At 58.0% G+C, this 16,794-nt stretch carries 16 protein-coding genes; 9 read left to right on the forward strand and 7 right to left on the reverse strand.

Going from position 1 to position 16,794, the window contains the following annotated elements; translation table 11 throughout:
- Positions 1-150: 150 nt before the first annotated feature.
- Complete coding sequence (locus IB226_RS08515; RefSeq protein ID WP_192234641.1) at positions 151-729, forward strand: ANTAR domain-containing response regulator; 579 nt, start codon at positions 151-153, stop codon at positions 727-729.
- Here IB226_RS08515 and IB226_RS08520 read toward each other — a convergent pair.
- Together IB226_RS08520 and IB226_RS08525 are read right to left on the reverse strand one after the other, a co-directional pair.
- On the reverse strand, positions 718-1,665 hold the full coding sequence (locus IB226_RS08520; protein WP_192234643.1) for a helix-turn-helix domain-containing protein: 948 nt from the start codon (positions 1,663-1,665) through the stop codon (positions 718-720). The two genes, IB226_RS08515 and IB226_RS08520, sit on opposite strands and share 12 nt — an antisense overlap.
- A gap of 118 nt (positions 1,666-1,783) precedes the next feature.
- Positions 1,784-3,178 (reverse strand): amidase, encoded by a 1,395-nt coding sequence (locus IB226_RS08525; RefSeq protein ID WP_192234645.1) that lies wholly within the window; start codon positions 3,176-3,178, stop codon positions 1,784-1,786.
- Between the two features lie 275 nt (positions 3,179-3,453).
- Here IB226_RS08525 and IB226_RS08530 point away from each other — a divergent pair, with 275 nt between their 5' ends.
- The 7 genes from IB226_RS08530 (at position 3,454) to IB226_RS08560 (ending at position 11,611) form a co-directional block, all read left to right on the forward strand.
- Entirely contained in the window at positions 3,454-4,884 is a 1,431-nt protein-coding gene (locus IB226_RS08530; protein WP_192234647.1) for a hypothetical protein, read from the forward strand.
- Between the two features lie 387 nt (positions 4,885-5,271).
- Positions 5,272-6,477 carry an SfnB family sulfur acquisition oxidoreductase gene (locus IB226_RS08535; RefSeq protein WP_192234649.1) on the forward strand — a complete coding sequence of 402 codons (1,206 nt, stop codon included), beginning with the start codon at positions 5,272-5,274 and terminating at the stop codon, positions 6,475-6,477.
- 9 nt (positions 6,478-6,486) lie between these two features.
- Entirely contained in the window at positions 6,487-7,689 is a 1,203-nt protein-coding gene (locus IB226_RS08540; RefSeq protein WP_192234651.1) for an SfnB family sulfur acquisition oxidoreductase, read from the forward strand.
- A complete protein-coding gene (locus IB226_RS08545; protein WP_192234653.1) occupies positions 7,686-9,047 on the forward strand; it encodes an LLM class flavin-dependent oxidoreductase in 1,362 nt (453 codons plus the stop codon). Before IB226_RS08540 ends, IB226_RS08545 begins: the two co-directional genes overlap by 4 nt.
- A 20-nt stretch (positions 9,048-9,067) precedes the next feature.
- The gene (locus IB226_RS08550) at positions 9,068-9,874 is read left to right on the forward strand and encodes a MetQ/NlpA family ABC transporter substrate-binding protein (RefSeq protein WP_192234655.1); all 807 of its coding nucleotides are present in this window, start codon (positions 9,068-9,070) and stop codon (positions 9,872-9,874) included.
- A 2-nt stretch (positions 9,875-9,876) separates the two neighbouring features.
- A complete protein-coding gene (locus tag IB226_RS08555; protein WP_192234657.1) occupies positions 9,877-10,977 on the forward strand; it encodes a methionine ABC transporter ATP-binding protein in 1,101 nt (366 codons plus the stop codon).
- Positions 10,961-11,611: a methionine ABC transporter permease gene (locus IB226_RS08560; protein ID WP_061719142.1), complete on the forward strand. Its 651-nt coding sequence runs from the start codon at positions 10,961-10,963 to the stop codon at positions 11,609-11,611. The genes IB226_RS08555 and IB226_RS08560 overlap by 17 nt, the downstream gene beginning before the upstream one ends.
- A gap of 90 nt (positions 11,612-11,701) precedes the next feature.
- Here IB226_RS08560 and IB226_RS08565 read toward each other — a convergent pair whose 3' ends face one another.
- Positions 11,702-12,604, reverse strand: a complete 903-nt coding sequence (locus IB226_RS08565) for a LysR family transcriptional regulator (RefSeq protein WP_192234659.1) — start codon at positions 12,602-12,604, stop codon at positions 11,702-11,704.
- 100 nt (positions 12,605-12,704) lie between these two features.
- Between IB226_RS08565 and IB226_RS08570 the strand changes: the two genes are divergently transcribed.
- On the forward strand, positions 12,705-13,772 hold the full coding sequence (locus tag IB226_RS08570; protein WP_192234661.1) for an SDR family oxidoreductase: 1,068 nt from the start codon (positions 12,705-12,707) through the stop codon (positions 13,770-13,772).
- Positions 13,773-13,939: 167 nt separating this feature from the next.
- Here IB226_RS08570 and yahO read toward each other — a convergent pair whose 3' ends face one another.
- The 4 genes from yahO to IB226_RS08590 form a co-directional block, all read right to left on the reverse strand.
- Entirely contained in the window at positions 13,940-14,209 is a 270-nt protein-coding gene (gene yahO, locus IB226_RS08575) for a DUF1471 family periplasmic protein YahO (RefSeq protein WP_101761698.1), read from the reverse strand.
- A gap of 162 nt (positions 14,210-14,371) precedes the next feature.
- Positions 14,372-15,001 carry an NrsF family protein gene (locus IB226_RS08580; RefSeq protein WP_192234663.1) on the reverse strand — a complete coding sequence of 210 codons (630 nt, stop codon included), beginning with the start codon at positions 14,999-15,001 and terminating at the stop codon, positions 14,372-14,374.
- A complete protein-coding gene (locus IB226_RS08585) occupies positions 14,988-15,545 on the reverse strand; it encodes a sigma-70 family RNA polymerase sigma factor (protein ID WP_192234665.1) in 558 nt (185 codons plus the stop codon). Before IB226_RS08585 ends, IB226_RS08580 begins: the two co-directional genes overlap by 14 nt.
- Before the next feature lie 17 nt (positions 15,546-15,562).
- Positions 15,563-16,792, reverse strand: coding sequence for a protein-disulfide reductase DsbD (locus IB226_RS08590; protein WP_192234667.1), 1,230 nt, complete (start codon positions 16,790-16,792; stop codon positions 15,563-15,565).
- Between the last annotated feature and the right edge of the window lie 2 nt (positions 16,793-16,794).

Consider the following 16,794-nt stretch of genomic DNA (forward strand, 5'->3'; position numbering starts at 1 on the left):
TTTCCCTGTGGGAGAGGGCCGGGGTGAGGGCATCAGCGCGCAGCGGACATTGTCCTCCCTGACACAGCACCCGGCAGCATCAGCAAAGCGTCAACCCATCCGCTCGCTTACTGTGAGCTTTCCTCATTCGGGATGCGCATAGGGTGAACCATGACTGAACAATCATTACTGGCAACGCTTTCTGGTGTCCGGCTGCATATTTTCCATCCTGATTCACAGAGCGTGCGCGCGTTTTGCGCCTCGCTGACGCAGCTGGGCTGTCACGCGCAGCACAGCTGGCCGCCTGCCGCGTCACTCTCCACGGATACGCAGCTGCTGCTGGTGGCGATCGATATGCATCAGCAGCCACTGTTAACCCCGCTGTTTATCAGTGCGCGCGAGAGGGATATTCCCATCATCGCGCTGGCGGATAGCCACAACGCACGGCTGTTTCCGCTACTGCTGCAACTCCAGCCGAATGCCATCGCTGCGCGTGAACTCAATCCGTTTGCCTTGATTGTGCAAATGATTGGCACGCTAAAAACCGTGCGTCATCAGCAGCGGTTGCGTGCGGTACAGCAGGCGCGTCAAGCGCGTAATGAGCGACTGGCGCAGGCCAAAAGCGTGCTAATGCAAACCTTCGGGCTGGATGAATCGGGGGCGTACCGCTTGATGCGCAGTGAAGCGATGAACACGCGCAGCAGCATGGAATACACCGCCGAGCGCGTGATCACCACGCTACAAAAGTAGCGGCGCGTCCGGCTGCCGTAACAGGCTGCTGGGCGTATAACCAAAGGTTTTGCGGAACGCCAGGCTGAAGTGCGACATATCGCTGAAGCCGTGATCCAACGCCACCTGGGTGATATTGCGCGCTTTGCCTTCGGCCAGAATGCGATGACACGCCTGCAAACGCTCCTGCCAGAGGAAGTTCATCGGCGTGGTGCCGTGCGCGGCAAACACCCGGCTGATAGTGCGCGGCGAGACATGATGCGCATTGGCGATCTGCGTCACCGACAGCTCTGGCTCCTGCAGGTTGTGACGCAGAAAACTCACTACGCGTGAGTAGAGATCCGGCTTCAGCGCCTCTTCGCTGTGCTGCAAATTGACGCTCACCGAAATCATATTCAGCAGCGTGTTGGCAAACTGCTCGGCCAGAAACGGGTTCTCGCGGTCGGGATTAAACACGAACGCTTCCTGCAGCAGCAGCTTGAGCGATGCCATGCCGGGGCGCGTGAGATCCAGCGTTTTGCCTGCCAGTTTGGCGGTGGCAGGCGCTTCCTTCTCCATGATGTGACGTGGCAGATGCACGATATTGATCGCCACCTTTTCCATCGCAAAATCAAACGGCGTGGCAGCATCGTAAATCACCACATCGCCGGCGCTGACGCGTGATTGATGGCCATTCTGCCGCAGCGTGCCGCTGCCGGCGCAGACGTAGCCCAGATAGAAATCGTGATTAGGATGGCGGCGGATGCATTCTGCTGTGCGTTGCCACATCAGCGCGGTATGCGATACGTGATTGGCAATATCCATGTGACCGAGCATCGAATAGGCAAAGCTGCCGGAAAAAGTGCCTGAATGCATCTGTCGCGCTTGGGCGTTGATCAGACGCGAGCACACCGCATCACGCCAGGCATCGAAGCGATGACGGTTATCGAGATCGTCGGTGGTGAAAAGCTCTTTCATATCAGCATCCCCTAAACATGGCGAAAAAGGGCGGAAGTCAGGAAGTTGAAGCAAGTTTCAGGCCATGAGCGGGTGAAATGACCGCCCCGAACCTATCGGGGCGGCAAACGACGCAGATTTACAACGCAGGATGCTGATTATGCCAGTCGGTGACCTGCTGGAAGGCCCACGCGCCCTGAATCATGGTGGTTTCAGCGAAATGTGCTGCCACCAGTTGGAAGCCAATCGGCGCGCCGCCTGCGGTTTTGCCGCACGGCAGGGTGATGGTGGGATGACCGCTGGCATCGAATGCACTGGTATAGCGCAGCAAGCCGTTAAACAGTGCCTGATCGGTACCAAAACGGGTCATGGTGTCCCAGGTCAATCCGGCATACGCGGTAGCGGGTGCCAGAATCAGATCAACCTGAGTAAAGAGCGCGGAGATATCGCCGCGCAGCGCCGCACGGCTGAGTAGCAAACGTTGATACTCCAGCGCGGTGACGCTAAGACCGAGATCCAGCAGACCAGCCAGGCCCGGACCGTAGTGATCTTTCTGCGCCGGATAAGTGTCTTCATGCGCCAGCGCAGTTTCCACGGCGCAGAGTGCGCTCCACTCGGCGGCGGCTTTTTCGGTATCGGGCAAGGTGATATCTACCAGCGTCGCGCCGAGCGAACTCAAGGTGGCGATCGCCGATTGCAGCGCAGCACGCGTCTCCTCGTCGACTTTCTCCAGCGCCCAGCTTTTATCAACACCGATACGCATCTTGCTGATGCCGCGCGTCATCAGCGCCAGATAATCGGGCACCGGCTCGCTGCTGGAGGTGGAATCTTTATCATCGCGACCGGCAATCGCCTGCAACATGGCGGCGGCATCGGCGGCGTTACGTGCCATCGGGCCGATATGATCCAGTGATGCCGCCAGTTCACAGGCACCGTGACGCGTGACGCGGCCCCACGTCGGTTTAATGCCGGTCAGGCCGTTGGCGTTGGAGGGAAAACGAATCGATCCGCCGGTATCGGTGCCAATTGAGCCGAAGCATAACCCTGCGGCGGTGGCGACGCCGGATCCGCTGGAGGAGACGCCGGTCCACAGCGCGCTGCCCCACGGATTATTGGGCCGGGTAATGTCGGGATGGTGATCGGCGAAGGCGCTTTCGGTTTGCGTCAGCTTGCCGAGAATCACCGCCCCCGCCGCGCGGAAGCGCTCCACCACGGTGGAGTCTTCTGTAGGGTAACGATCTTTGTGGATGATCATGCCGTGGCTGGTGGGCGCGTCTTTGGTCCAGATCAGATCTTTGAGCCCGATCGGCACACCGTGTAGCGGGCCGCGCATTTTGCCCTGGGCTATTTCGGCATCGGCTTCGGCCGCCTGTTGCAGCGCACTGTCGCGCATCACGTAGAAGTAGCTGTGTAAGTCACGATCGAGCGTAGCGATGCGCGTCAACAGGGTTTGCGTGACTTCTACCGAAGAGATTTCGCCCGACTGAATCAAGCGGCCAATTTCCAGCAAGCTTTTGTAATGCAGATTATCCATCGTGACCTACCTCGTGAGTGAGAGATGTGTTGATGAATAACCTAAGTCACTGCGTGAAGTGCGGCTGTGTTTAGGCGGACAGATGGTATGTCAGAACTGCCAATGCATTTCCCTCACCCCAGCCCTCTCCCGCAGGCGGGAGAGGGAGCAGACGTTGCACAATTGGTTCCCTCTCCCGTTTATGGGAGAGGGTTAGGGTGAGGGCAAAAACCATTAAAGCCGCTGAACATTTCGCCGATAACTCTCAGGAATAGTACACAACGAGGATTATTTTCATGCTAAATGGGATTGGCAGCAGCGTACTGAGAAATTTAATCGCATCGAATGCGGTGGTGACGCCGGCGGTGAACAACAAATCCGCGCAAAACGCCCTGACGGCGGAAGCGTCGACCAAAGTCACCTTCAGCGAGGCGAGTGATGCCATCGCCGTGATCTACAAAATCGAGCCCGCGCAGGTCAAGAGTTCCGTCGATGTCACCAGCAGCTTGCAAGCGCAGCTCAACGGTGCCGCGCACGCCAGCGGCGTCGGCATGAACGGTCTCGGCAGCACCTTATTGAGTAATCTGGCCAGCCATCGCGGCGACGTAACCTTAAGCGTGCCAGCGACGGAAGCGCTGAACGGCGCGCGGAGCAATAGCCAAAGTGCGCTGGCGCTGACCATCACTACCCAATCTGGTGTGCAGGTGAGTTTGCAGATGACGCGTCAACAGGGCGGCATGGTGGTGGAGCTGAAAACCAGCGGCGGCCAGCTTAACAACGTTGAAGCGGCGGCAATGGGTCAGCTATCCGCCGGTTTGCAGAAGGCGCTGGATGGCCTGGATGGCAGCACCACCAAACTCGATATCAGCGATCTGATGAAGTTCGACACTTCAGTGTTGAAAAGCGTCGATTTGAAGACCGATCTGCGTAATGGCAATAACGTCACGCAGTCGCTGAATTTGCATGCCGACGATCAGGCGCGCTGGCTCGGCTTCCACAACGGCGATGTCAGCATCAAACTCGATACCGATGTTTCGAAACTGACGCAGGCGGGCAGCGCGGCACAGCAGGCAGCGGCGCTGGATCAGTGGAACAGCAAATTTGATCAGGCCGCTTCGCGCGGTCACGGCGATAGCGATATGCTGACGCTGTTTAAAGACAGCTTCCGCGCGCTCAATACCACCGAAGGCAAGGCGGCTGAAAGCATCAATACGCAGCGCGTGAAGTCGATTGATGCCAATGCGGCGAAGAACGGCGCAATCAGCGGACTGGCGGACTTCTCGGCGAGCTATCAGCAGACGCCGGTTTCCGGTAATCCGTATAAGCCGGAAGAGCAAGACACCTTCTCCCTGAACGTGGCGCAGAAAACGGCTACGCAAACGCATGGTGATACCCAGGATTTGACCCAGCAAACGTTGTTTAAACTCAAGGCCAGCTTCCACACCGCACTGGATTCTGTCTCAGCGGCGAAGTTGACCGAACAGAAGTCGTCGCAAAACTATAAGTATCATTTGATCGATGATGAAGAGCGCAGCCAGACCTCGGTGACGCAGAATAAGAAAGGGGATTTAACCGCGAATTATGCGCAGCAGCTAACGCAAAATGAGACGGTGAAAAGCTATCAGCTGGCGAAGTTGATCGATAGTGTGCAGATTCCGCATAGTGTGAAAAGCGAATCCACCCGCAGTTTCGCTGCCGCGCAATTTGATGCGCAATTAAATAATTAACATTTCGCGCTGCTTTTAAATTCCGCACCATCCGTAGCGGCGCGATTTATCGCGCGTTCTTAAAAGTTAAACATCAACGCGCGATAAATCGCGCCGCTACATTATTTGCGGAATTAAACTTTTCTTAGCGTTATTTGATCTTAAGAATTACTCACTGCTTTTTAATACTCGCTAATTGCCTGCAGCGCCGCCGCTAGCCTATTGTTGTGCTTCAATAAATCCATAGCTTAATAATGGCAACGCATTGCCGGATATAGCATAACCGCGCTATTTACTTGCTTTAACCCCGCTGATTATCATCGCTTTCAATCCATTATTCATTCCACGGCCTGCTGATTTTTTCAGTGCAGGCTTACACTTCGCTGTGCAGTAAAAGTGAAATCAGCTATGACGCAAAACAGTGACGAGATTATTAACCGCGCAGCGGTATTAAACAGCGATGAAGAAGCCATCGCCGCCGCACGCCATCTGGCCGGGCAGGCGAAAAGTGGCGCAGTCGAGCGCGACCAGCAGCGCATTTACCCCATCGCGCTGCTCAACCAGTTCACCGCGTTGGGACTTGGCAGCATCAGCGTGCCGCGCGAATTGGGTGGTGCGGGTTTGTCGTACCAGACCATGGCCGAAGTGTTTCGTCTGATCTCCGCTAGCGATCCGTCGCTGGGGCAAATCCCGCAAAACCACTTTGGTCTGATCCAGTTCATCCTCGGCGAAGGTTCTGCGGCGCAACAGCAGCAGTTGCTGAGCGCGGTGGTGCAGGGCAAACGTCTGGGCAACGGCGGACCGGAGAAAAACACCAAACATACGCGAGACGTACAGGCGCAGCTAGTGACAACGTCACACGGCGTGCAACTCACCGGCGAGAAGTTCTACTCTACCGGCGCGCTGTTCGCCGACATTCTGGTCACCACGGCGATGCACGATCAGCAGCCGAAAATGGCCTTTATTCCGCTGCCGACGCCGGGCGTGGAAATTGTGGATGACTGGTCCGGTATTGGCCAGCGCACTACCGCCAGCGGCACGGTGAAGTTGCATCAGGTTGTGGTTGATCCCGCGTTATTAATGTCGTTGCCTCCCGCTGAAAAACCGACGCTGCGCGGCGCAGTTTCCCAGCTGATTCAGGCGGCGATTGATGCGGGCATTGCGCAAGGTGCGCTGGATGAGGCGCTGGAGTTTGTGCGCAGCAGCTCGCGACCTTGGGTGGATGCCAATGTCAGCCGCAATGCCGACGATCCGTACATCCTCGCCGATGTGGGTCGCATCAGCACCGAACTGAGCGCCGCCAACGCGCTGCTGACGCGTGCTGCCCGGGTACTCGACAGCATCGATCAACAGGCGCTGACCGCCGAAAACTGCGCGCGCGCATCGATTGCGGTAGCGGAAGCCAAAGTTTTGACCACCGAAGTGGCGCTGCGTGCCAGTGAGAAGCTGCTGGAATGGGGCGGCAGTCGCGGCACCTTGCTGCGTCACGGTCTTGATCGTCACTGGCGCAATGCGCGCACTCACACGCTGCACGATCCGGTGCGCTGGAAAACTCATGCCATCGGCAACTATTACCTCAATGATGCGCTGCCTGCGCGTCATGCGTGGATTTAAGGAGCAACCATGACGCAGGTATTGCCTAAACAGCGCGCGACGCGCATTGAGAATGCCCAGCAGGCGTCGCAGGTCGCGCAGGAGCTGGCGGAGCGTTTTCGTGCCGGTTCTGCCCAGCGCGACCGCGAACGTGAACTGCCGCACACCGAGTTGCAGCAACTTTTTCAATCCGGACTCGGCGCCATCACCGTGCCGCGTGACTTTGGCGGCATTGAGATTTCTACCGCCGAACTGGCAGAGATTTTCGTGCTTTTGAGCGCCGCCGACGGTTCGATTGGTCAGGTGCCGCAGAACCATTTTTACGCGCTGGAAGTGTTGCGCATCAACGGCAGCGAGGCGCAGAAACAGCGGCTCTACGCCGAAGTGCTGGCAGGCGTGCATCACGGCAACGCGCTGGCGGAATTCACTTCGCCCGCCGCGCATCAGCGTTCTACGGCGGTTTCGCAGCTGGCGGAAGGATTGCGCCTCAACGGCAACAAGTTTTACTGCACCGGCGCGCTGTATGCCGACCGCATTCCGACGCTGGCGATTGCCGATGATGGCAAAGAGCAGCTGGTTTTTGTGCCGCGCCATCAGCACGGTGTCAACGTGATTGATGACTGGAGCGGCTTCGGTCAGCGCACCACCGGCAGCGGCAGCGTGCAATTCCGCGACGTAGCCATTGCGCCGGAAGATGTGGTGCCGTTCCAGACGGCGTTTGAGCGCCCGAGCACCGTTGGGCCCTTTGCGCAGATTATGCATGCGGCTATCGATCAGGGCATCGCGCGGGCGGCGTTTGACGACATGCTCGATTTCCTGCGTCAGCGCGCGCGGCCGTGGCCGGACAGCGGCGTCGACCGTGCGAGCGACGATCCGCTGACGCTTGATCGTACCGGTCGTCTGGCCGCACGTTTGAGCGCCGGCGATGCGTTGCTGGCGATTGCGGGTGATGCGGTTGACGTGGCGCAGCGCGATCCCAGCGCCGAAAACGTGGCGCTGGCGTCGGTAGAAGTCGCCAAAGCCCGCGCCTGGACCACGGACGTGTCGCTGGAGGCCAGCAACCTGCTGTTTGAACTTGGCGGATCGCAATCCAGCCTGCGCGAGCATAACTTTGACCGCCACTGGCGCAATGCGCGTACCCACACCTTGCACGATCCAGTGCGCTGGAAATATCCGGCCATCGGCAACTACCTGCTGAATGGCGTGTTGCCGCCGCGTCGGGGGACGATATGAGCCATAAACAGATTCTGCTCAACGCCTTCAATATGAACTGCGTTGGGCACATTCATCACGGTATGTGGACCCATCCACAGGATCGTTCGGTGGATTTCAACGCGCTGGATTACTGGCTGGATCTGGCGCGCTTGCTGGAGCGCGGGCTGTTTGATGGGCTGTTTATCGCCGATATTCTCGGCGTGTATGACGTCTATCAGCAAGGCATTGGCCTGACCGCCAAAGAGTCGATTCAGCTGCCGGTGAACGATCCGCTGATGCTGATTTCTGGCATGGCCAGCGTAACGCAGCATCTGGGTTTTGGCGTCACCGCCAACCTGAGTTATGAAGCGCCATATCCGTTCGCGCGCCGCCTTTCTACGCTCGATCATCTGACCAAAGGGCGCATCGGCTGGAACATCGTCACCGGTTATCTTGATAGCGCCGCGCGTGCCATGGGCCAGCAACAGCTGCTGGCGCACGATCGCCGCTACGATCAGGCCGATGAGTTTCTCGATGTCACCTACAAGCTGTGGGAAGGCAGCTGGCAGGATGATGCACTGGTGCAGGATAAAGCCAATCGTCGCTACGCCGATGCCAATAAAATCCGCCAAATCAATCATCAGGGCGAGTTCTATCAGGTGCAGGGTTATCACCTGAGCAGCCCGTCGCCGCAGCGCACGCCGCTGCTGTTTCAGGCCGGTTCCTCGGCGCGCGGCGTGCAGTTCGCCGGACGTCACGCCGAGTGCAGCTTTGTGAATGCCGCATCACCGGCAGCGATGCGCGAGCAATCGACGCGCTTGCGCCAGGCGGCGGTGCAGGCCGGACGCCATCCTGACGATCTGCGCATCTTTATGGGCGTTAGCGTGATTGTCGCGCCTACCGAACGTGAAGCGCAGGAGAAGCATCAAAGCTACCTCGCCTACGCCAGCCCGGAAGCCGGCATCGCGCACTTCTCCAGTTCGATTGGCCTCGATCTGGCGGCATTCGAACTCGATGAGCCGATTCAGACCGGCGACACGCGCGCCATAGAATCGGTGAGCAAAGCCTTCAGCGGCTGGACGCGGCGTCGTTTGCTGGAGCAGCACGCGATGGGCAGCCGCTATCCGTTGATCGTTGGCAATCCGAGCCAGGTCGCGGATGCGCTGATTAAGTGGATCGATGAAGGCGATATCGATGGCTTTAACCTGACGCGCATCCTTAATCCGCAGAGCTACCGCGATTTTATCGATCTGGTGGTGCCGGAATTACAGCAGCGCGGCCGCTTCAAGACCGCGTATCAGCCCGGTTCATTGCGGCAGAAAATTTTTCAACAGCAGGACCGCTTGCCCGATCGCCATCCGGCGGCGCGCTGGCGCGACGGCGTTAACCTTCGTTAATTTAACCTCAGGGATCTGATATGAACATTGCACGTCATTTTGCGCTGGCTGCCAGCGTCGCACTGCTGGCGTTTAGCGCCGTCGCCGCCGAAAACTACAGCGGGCCGCTGAAAGTCGGTACTACAGCAGCCTTTGCGCCGCCGCTGGAAACCGCGGTGGCTGAGGCGAAAAAACAGGGTTTGAACGTTGAGCTGGTGGAGTTCACCGACTGGACCGCGCCGAACGTCAGCGTGGAAAACGGCGATATCGATGTAAACCTGTTCCAGCACAAACCGTTCCTGGAAAACGCCAATCAGCAGGGCGGATTCCATCTGGTGCCGTACGCGCCGGCGATCATTAACAACATCGGCCTCTATTCGAAAAAACATACCGCGATTGACCAGATCCCCGATGGCGGCACGGTGGCGATTGCCAACGATCCGATCAACGGCGCGCGCGGCCTGCTGCTGCTGCAAAAAGCCAGGCTGATTACCTTAAAACCGGGTGCGGGCCTCAAATCTACCGTGGATGACATTGTCAGTAATCCTAAGCATCTGAAGATTATCGAAGTGGAAGCGGTGCAGCTGTCGCGTTCGCTGGATGAAGTCGATTTAGCGCAGGGTTATCCGCACTATCTGCGCCTGTCGAAGACCATCGATCCGAACAATGCGCTGCTGTTTGATGGCCTGGAACATCCGGAATACGTGATTCAGTTCGTGATCCGCGACGGTCATCAGAACGATCCGCGCCTGGCGAAGTTCGTTGATATCTACCAGCATTCGCCGGTGGTGCGCGCCAAGCTGGATGACTTTTACGGCAAGCTGTATCAGCCGGGCTGGAGCCAGTAAGCATGGTGAGCCTGACGCTACCCGGCGAGCGCGATGCGTTGCTGTCACCGATGGCCGAGACGGCAGGGAAAATCCACGTGCAGATTCGTGGCTTGAGTAAACGCTATCCCGGCCAAACCCAGGATGCGCTGAAAGAGGTCGATCTGCAGGTTAAGCGCGGCGAGATATTCGGCATCATTGGCCGCAGCGGGGCCGGTAAATCGACGCTGATCCGCTGCCTTAATCGGCTGGAAAAGCCTACTCGCGGCCAAGTGGTGATTGACGGGATTGACCTCGGTACGCTGAGCGATCGTCAGCTGGTGGATTGGCGACGCGGTACCGGCATGATTTTCCAGCACTTCAATTTGCTGTCGGCGAAAACGGTACGGGAAAACATCGAGCTGCCGATGAAAGTGGCGGGCGTGCCTGCGGCGCAGCGGCGGCGCAAAGTGGATGAACTGCTGGCGCTGGTGGGCCTTGAGCAGCGCCAGCACGCGTGGCCAGCGCAATTGTCCGGCGGGCAAAAGCAGCGCGTAGGCATTGCGCGCGCGCTGGTGCACGATCCGGAATTGCTGCTGTGTGATGAAGCCACCTCGGCACTCGATCCAGAAACCACGCGCTCGATTCTGGCGCTGCTGAAGAAGATCAATCAACAGCGTCACATCACCATTGTGCTGATTACCCATGAAATGGACGTGGTGCACGATCTCTGCCATCAGGTGGCGGTAATTGATCAGGGCGAAATCATCGAGCGCGGGCCGGTGTGGCAGGTGTATAGCAATCCGCAGCAAGAGACTACGCGACAGCTGCTCAATCCGCAGTTCAGCGCGCTGCCGGAAGTGATTCAACCGCTGCTGACGCCGACGCGCAAGCGTGGCGATTCGCGTCTGCTGGTGCGGTTGCGCTACACCGGACAGGGCGCACAGCCGGATTTGGCGGCGCTAAGCGCACGAGTTGGCGGGGAACTGACGTTAATGTATAGCGCGGTGGAGTGGGTGGACAGCAAACCGACCGGGCAAATGTTGCTGCTGCTTGATGCGCAGCATGACGCTGACACCGCGCGGACGCGTTTAACCCCGATTGCGGATCAACTGGAGATACCGGGCTATGTCACTGGCTATTGATCGTTTATGGATTGGGCTGCTGGATACGCTGCTGATGGTGGGCGTGTCGTCGCTGCTGGCGCTGGCGCTGGGTTTGCCGATGGCGGTGATTCTGGTGGTAACCGGACGCGGCGATCTGTTTCCCAGCCCGCTGCTGAATCGCGTGCTGGGCTGGGTGGTGAACCTGTTCCGCTCGATCCCGTTTTTGATTCTGATGGTGGCGCTGATTCCTTTTACCCGCTGGATCGTCGGCACCACCTACGGCGTGTGGGCGGCGGTGGTGCCGCTGACGCTGGCGGCGACGCCGTTCTTTGCGCGTATCGCCGAAGTGAGCCTGCGCGAAGTGGATAAAGGGCTGACCGAAGCGGCGCAGGCGATGGGTTTTCATCGCTGGCATATTATCTGGCATGTCTTATTGCCCGAAGCGCGGCCCGGCATTGTGAGCGGGTTTACCATTACGCTGGTGACGATGATTAACGCCTCGGCGATGGCCGGCGCGATTGGTGCGGGCGGCTTGGGCGATTTGGCGTATCGTTATGGTTATCAGCGTTTTGATATGCAGGTGATGCTGACGGTGATTGTGGTGCTGGTGGCGTTGGTGACGGTGCTGCAGTTCTTTGGCGACAGGTTGTCGCGCCGGTTGAATCACCGTTGATATCAAGAAAAGCGCAATAAATTGCGCCGCTACGCCAGGTGTGCAGAGGGATAGCGGCGCGATTCATCGCGCGCTTTTGATCTTATGTTTCTATCTGATCTGCAATCCCTCTAACGCCGCCAGCAACGCATCCACTTTGGGTAGCAGCTGCTTGCGGCGCGGCCAAATCAGCGTCAAGGCCAGGCCGTCCGGCTGCTGCTCGGGCAGAATAATCTCCAGCTCGCCGCGCGCCAGCGGTTCACGCACCAGCCACGATGGCATCTGCGCTACGCCTAATCCGGCACACAGCGCCTGCACCTGCGCATCCACATCACCCAGCGCCATGCGGTGCGGCAGGTTACGCCAGTGCGGATAGCCATCTTCCGTGGTGAACAGCCACGGCTTGGTGCTGCCATCGACACGTTCATACATGATCGCCTGATGCTGCAACAATTCGGCTTCGCTGCTGGGCCGACCCACGCGCGCCAGATAATCGGGTGATGCGCAAAACACCATGCGTTCGCGGCCCATCTGGCGACAGCCCAGCGAGGCGGGCAGATCCGGCGATCCACCAATGCGCACCGCAACATCAATCCCTTCATCAAACAGATCGATAAAGCGATCGGAAAAAGTCAGATTGAGCTCCACATCCGGATGCTGGTGGCAAAACGGAATCAGCAGCGGCATCACGCCGAGGCGTCCATAGGTGTTCGGCACCGCCAGGCGTAAGCGGCCGGAAGGAATGGTGCGCTGCGCCGCCAGCACCGCTTCGGCTTCTGCCAGCTCCTCCATAATGCGTAAACAGGTTTGGTAATAGGCGTTTCCGGCGTCGGTGAGTTTCAGGCTGCGGGTGGTGCGCTCCAGCAGGCGCGAACCCAGGCGGGTTTCCAGCCGCGTCACGCTTTTGCTCACCGCCGAACCCGTGAGATGCAGGCGCTCAGCGGCGGCGACAAAGCTGCCGCCCTCGACGCTGGCAACAAAAGGAACGATATCTTTCAGGCGCTGATCGTGCATGGATTTGTGAACTCAGGTTGTGAATGCCGTGAATTAATGCCAATGATAGGAATTAAATTCTCTATTAAACTCATCATTACTGAAACCAAGGAGAATTGAAATGCAAAAGCAGGCATTGATTGTAGGCATTAGCGGTGTGATTGGACGTGCGCTGGCGGAAAAATTGCAGCGCGAAGGTTGGCAGGTCAGCGGTTTATCGCGCGGACGTGGCGCAGTGCCTGAAGGTTGCCGCAGCCTGACCGCCGATCTGACGGATGGTGATGCGGTGCGTGCTGCGCTGGCAGAAGAGCAGCCGGATGCGCTGTTCTTTAGCGTCTGGTCGCGCCAGGAAAATGAGAAAGAGAACATCCGCGTCAATGGCGGCATGGTGCGTAACGTCATTGAAGCACTGGGCGAGCGTCTGAAGGGATCGCATGTGGCGCTGGTGACCGGCCTGAAGCATTACCTCGGCCCGTTCGAAGCCTACGGTAAAGGCGCAGTGCCGGTGACGCCATTCCGCGAAGAGCAGGGACGCCAGCCGGTCGATAACTTCTATTACGCGCAGGAAGACGAAGTGTTTGCCGGTGCGGAGAAATATGGCTATCGCTGGAGCGTACATCGTCCGCACTCGATTGTGGGCTTTGCGCTGGGTAACGCGATGAATATGGGCCAGACGCTGGCGGTGTATGCCACGCTGTGCCGCGAGCAAGGTTTGCCGTTTATCTTCCCGGGTTCGCCAGAGCAGTGGAACGGTGTGTCCGACGTGACCGACGCGGGTTTGCTGGCAGAACAGCTGCTGTGGGCCGCGACGGCGGCAGAAGCGGCCAATCAGGATTTCAACGCGGTGAACGGCGATGTGTTCCGCTGGAACTGGTTGTGGCCACGTCTGGCGGCTTACTTTGGCGTGGAAGCGGCGGAGTATCCGGCGCAGATGATGCCACTGGAAGGACGCATGCAGGATGCGGCTGAAACGTGGCGCGAGGTGGCGGCACGTTATCAATTGCGTGAAGCGGACATCACTAAACTGGCATCATGGTGGCATACCGACGCGGATTTGGGACGCCCAATGGAAGCGTTCACCGATATGAGCAAGAGCCGCAAAGCGGGCTTCACCGGTTATCGTTCAACGCTGGATTCATTTACACAGTTATTTGATCGACTGAAAGCGGAGAAAGTGATTCCGCAGTAAATTTTGATTAAAAAGGGCGGCTCATAGGGGCCGCTTTTGCATAATTAAAATATAGCGACTCACTATCCGCTTTATTGCCAGGCAACCTGATCGGCAATTTAATTTATTGAAAATAATGCCCCAGCATAAGCTATGCTTTTAAGCTTATACTGAGGCAAAATGGAAACTTACTTTTTCTTATAAACGATGGCGGTACCATGTATTTTGTTATTGGTATTCGCGGAGGTTACGACAAAGATATCGCCGCCTTTTTCTTCAGCCAATTTAGACAGTTCCTCTCTGGCGCTGGCGGGATCCGTTTCACCTGAGGTGGAAATGTTCCCTACCTCTACATATTGATCTTTTACCTTTTCAAACTCAACTTTGCTCATCAGGTCTGCGGCGAGTGAGCTGAAAGATACCGAGCTTGCTAATAATACGAAAATTAACTTTTTCATACGTATCCTTGGATGAGGTAATTGATGGGAATGTAATTATATTGCTATTATTCTATAGTTTAGAAATAGCGTATTTACAATGTGAGTGAGCCGATTTTTAAACTTTTGCGCGGAAATATCACACCAACGAATTAACTTAACCATTGCACTCTTTCACTCGACTCACTTCAACGTCACCCAACGTTTCCCCACCAGCACCGTCATCGCCACAATCGTCGCTATCGCCGCCAGATGCATGGCAAAATCCAGCGGATGCAGATGCACCGGATGGCAAAATGCCAGCAGCGTGACCGCCATGCAGGAGACGCCCAAACCGGCCATTGCCAGGCTGCGCACCGGATGCAATGCGCGGGTGCGGCGTAGGCTGGCGATCACCAGCACCATCATCGGTGTGCTGACCACCAGCAGAAAGGTGAAGCAGCGCGCGCTGTCATTGTCATGTTCGATTGGCACTTCACCGGGAATCTGGCTGATGCTCATGCCGAGCCACAGCAGGCCAATTGGCAGCAGCGCTTTCCAGCTGATACTGCGGCGTCCGGCGATGCTCATGTTGAAGGCGCTGCGGATCGCCAGCGTGCCGAGTACAAAGGCCAGCACCAGCTGCAGTATGGCCTGCAGTGCGCCCGGCTGCGCCCAGTCGGTGACACTGCGCTGCACCAGGAAGCTGGCGGCAATGCCGCAGGGCAATGCCAGCAGTAGCCAGGTGATAACGCGCCAGCTGGTGGATCGCAGCGGTTTAACCGGTCGCATCTCGCGCCCGAGTTTTTCAATTAACAGGTCATGATCGGTCATGATTGGCTCCAAAGCGGCGCAGATTGGTCAGCGCGCGGTGCAGCAGCGATTTCACCGCGGCCACACTCAGATTGTTATGCGCGGCCGCTTCCGTCAGGCTCATTTCGCGCAGATGCACATGTTCGACAATTTCGCGCTGACGCGAAGGTAGCTGGCGCAGATATCCGGCCAGCTCTTCCTGCGAGTCCTGCTGCGGTGCGTCTGGCGCACTGGCGGCTTCCGGCACGATAGCGTTGTTAACTTCCCACTGCTGATGGCGGCCACGTCGCCGCAGCGCATCAATCGCGCGCGCCGAGATAATCGCCATCAGCCAGGGTAAAAAAGGGTAGGCAGGATCATAGGTGTGACGCACCCGATGCACCGTTAGCAGCACATCCTGAATCACATCTTCTACCAGTGCATCATCGGCGATCTGTTTGCGTGTTTGCGAACGAATCACCGGCACCAGCGCTTTCAGCAGTCGGGTATAGGCGAGCTGATCGCCCGCCTGCGCCTGTTCCATTAGCGCGGGCCAACCTTCGCGCGCGCTATCGCTTGTTTGCATAATCCGCCTTGTTGTTCTTACGCCTTCTTGCTCGCCTGGTTCAGTGCGTTCACCACAATACTCGGTGTCAGCACCTGCGGCAGCACTTTGGGCGGTCCGCCGTCGGCAGGATAGACCAGATACATCGGTAATCCGCCCTGACCAAACTCACTCATGGTGTCATCCACGTCCGGGTTAAATTTAGTGGAATCTGCCACCATGTACAGCGTGCCGGTTTTAGCGATGGCCTCTTTAACCGCTTGGGTTGAGAGCGAGGTTTTTTCATTCACCTGACAGGTGATGCACCAGGATGCGGTGAAATCGACAAAGATCGCTTTCCCGTGACCGCGCTGCGCTTCAACCGCCTGCGGCGTCCATTTGGCTTTGGTCACTTCCGCCGTCAACTGATCGCCCGCCAGGCCTGCACCGGGTTTGATCAGCGTTGGCAGCGGGGCGATCACCGCGATAATCAGCAGCGCCGTAACGGCAAACAGCACCTTGTGACTTTTACCGGCAAAGTGGCGATGTTGCGCCATGCCGTACAACCAGCTGGCGAAGGCGACCACCACGGAAGCGGCCAGCAAAGTGGCCAGCGCCGCGCTTCCCGCTTGCTGCGCCAGCACCCACACCAGCCAGGCATACGCGCCAAACATCGGGAACGCCAGACCGCGTTTCAATACATCCATCCATGCGCCGGGACGCGGCAGGAATTTCGCCAGCGCCGGGAACAGTGAAACTAGCGTGAACGGTGCGGCGAAGCCGATGGCCAGCGCAAAGAAGATCACTAAGGCGACGGCAGTCGGCTGCACCAACGCATAACCAATGGCGCTCGCCATAAAGGGTGCGGCGCACGGCGTGGCGACGACGATTGCCAGCGCACCGGTCAACGCCGAACGCGTAAAGGCACCGCGACCAACATCAACCGAGCCGACGCGCTGCACGGATAAGCCCACTTCAAACACGCCGAGCAAATTGAGCGCGGCGGCGAGGATCACCAGCGACAGCAAGGCGATCACCAACGGCGATTGCAGCTGGAAACCCCAGCCAACCGCCGCACCACCGGCGCGTGCCGCCAGTAGGATGCCGGCCAGCGCCATCATGGTCACCACAACGCCGAGTAAAAAGCCCAAGCCTTCGCGACGCGCGCTGGCGGCGTTATCGGTATGGCGCAACAGGCCGAGCGCTTTCAGCGAGATCACCGGAAACACGCAGGGCATTAAGTTCAGAATGATGCCGCCGATAAAGGCGGCCAGCATGGCGGTTAACATCG

Origin of the sequence: Pantoea sp. PNT03 (assembly GCF_014852515.1) — a bacterium.
GTDB lineage: Bacteria > Pseudomonadota > Gammaproteobacteria > Enterobacterales > Enterobacteriaceae > Pantoea > Pantoea leporis.

Excerpts from the sequence above, each read along its gene's own strand:
- IB226_RS08515 (WP_192234641.1), top strand. The coding sequence starts at position 151 with ATGACTGAACAATCATTACTGGCAACGCTTTCTGGTGTCCGGCTGCAT.
- IB226_RS08520 (WP_192234643.1), bottom strand. The coding sequence starts at position 1,665 with ATGAAAGAGCTTTTCACCACCGACGATCTCGATAACCGTCATCGCTTC.
- IB226_RS08525 (WP_192234645.1), bottom strand. The coding sequence starts at position 3,178 with ATGGATAATCTGCATTACAAAAGCTTGCTGGAAATTGGCCGCTTGATT.
- IB226_RS08530 (WP_192234647.1), top strand. The coding sequence starts at position 3,454 with ATGCTAAATGGGATTGGCAGCAGCGTACTGAGAAATTTAATCGCATCG.
- IB226_RS08535 (WP_192234649.1), top strand. The coding sequence starts at position 5,272 with ATGACGCAAAACAGTGACGAGATTATTAACCGCGCAGCGGTATTAAAC.
- IB226_RS08540 (WP_192234651.1), top strand. The coding sequence starts at position 6,487 with ATGACGCAGGTATTGCCTAAACAGCGCGCGACGCGCATTGAGAATGCC.
- IB226_RS08545 (WP_192234653.1), top strand. The coding sequence starts at position 7,686 with ATGAGCCATAAACAGATTCTGCTCAACGCCTTCAATATGAACTGCGTT.
- IB226_RS08550 (WP_192234655.1), top strand. The coding sequence starts at position 9,068 with ATGAACATTGCACGTCATTTTGCGCTGGCTGCCAGCGTCGCACTGCTG.
- IB226_RS08555 (WP_192234657.1), top strand. The coding sequence starts at position 9,877 with ATGGTGAGCCTGACGCTACCCGGCGAGCGCGATGCGTTGCTGTCACCG.
- IB226_RS08560 (WP_061719142.1), top strand. The coding sequence starts at position 10,961 with ATGTCACTGGCTATTGATCGTTTATGGATTGGGCTGCTGGATACGCTG.
- IB226_RS08565 (WP_192234659.1), bottom strand. The coding sequence starts at position 12,604 with ATGCACGATCAGCGCCTGAAAGATATCGTTCCTTTTGTTGCCAGCGTC.
- IB226_RS08570 (WP_192234661.1), top strand. The coding sequence starts at position 12,705 with ATGCAAAAGCAGGCATTGATTGTAGGCATTAGCGGTGTGATTGGACGT.
- yahO (WP_101761698.1), bottom strand. The coding sequence starts at position 14,209 with ATGAAAAAGTTAATTTTCGTATTATTAGCAAGCTCGGTATCTTTCAGC.
- IB226_RS08580 (WP_192234663.1), bottom strand. The coding sequence starts at position 15,001 with ATGACCGATCATGACCTGTTAATTGAAAAACTCGGGCGCGAGATGCGA.
- IB226_RS08585 (WP_192234665.1), bottom strand. The coding sequence starts at position 15,545 with ATGCAAACAAGCGATAGCGCGCGCGAAGGTTGGCCCGCGCTAATGGAA.
- IB226_RS08590 (WP_192234667.1), bottom strand. The coding sequence starts at position 16,792 with ATGTTAACCGCCATGCTGGCCGCCTTTATCGGCGGCATCATTCTGAAC.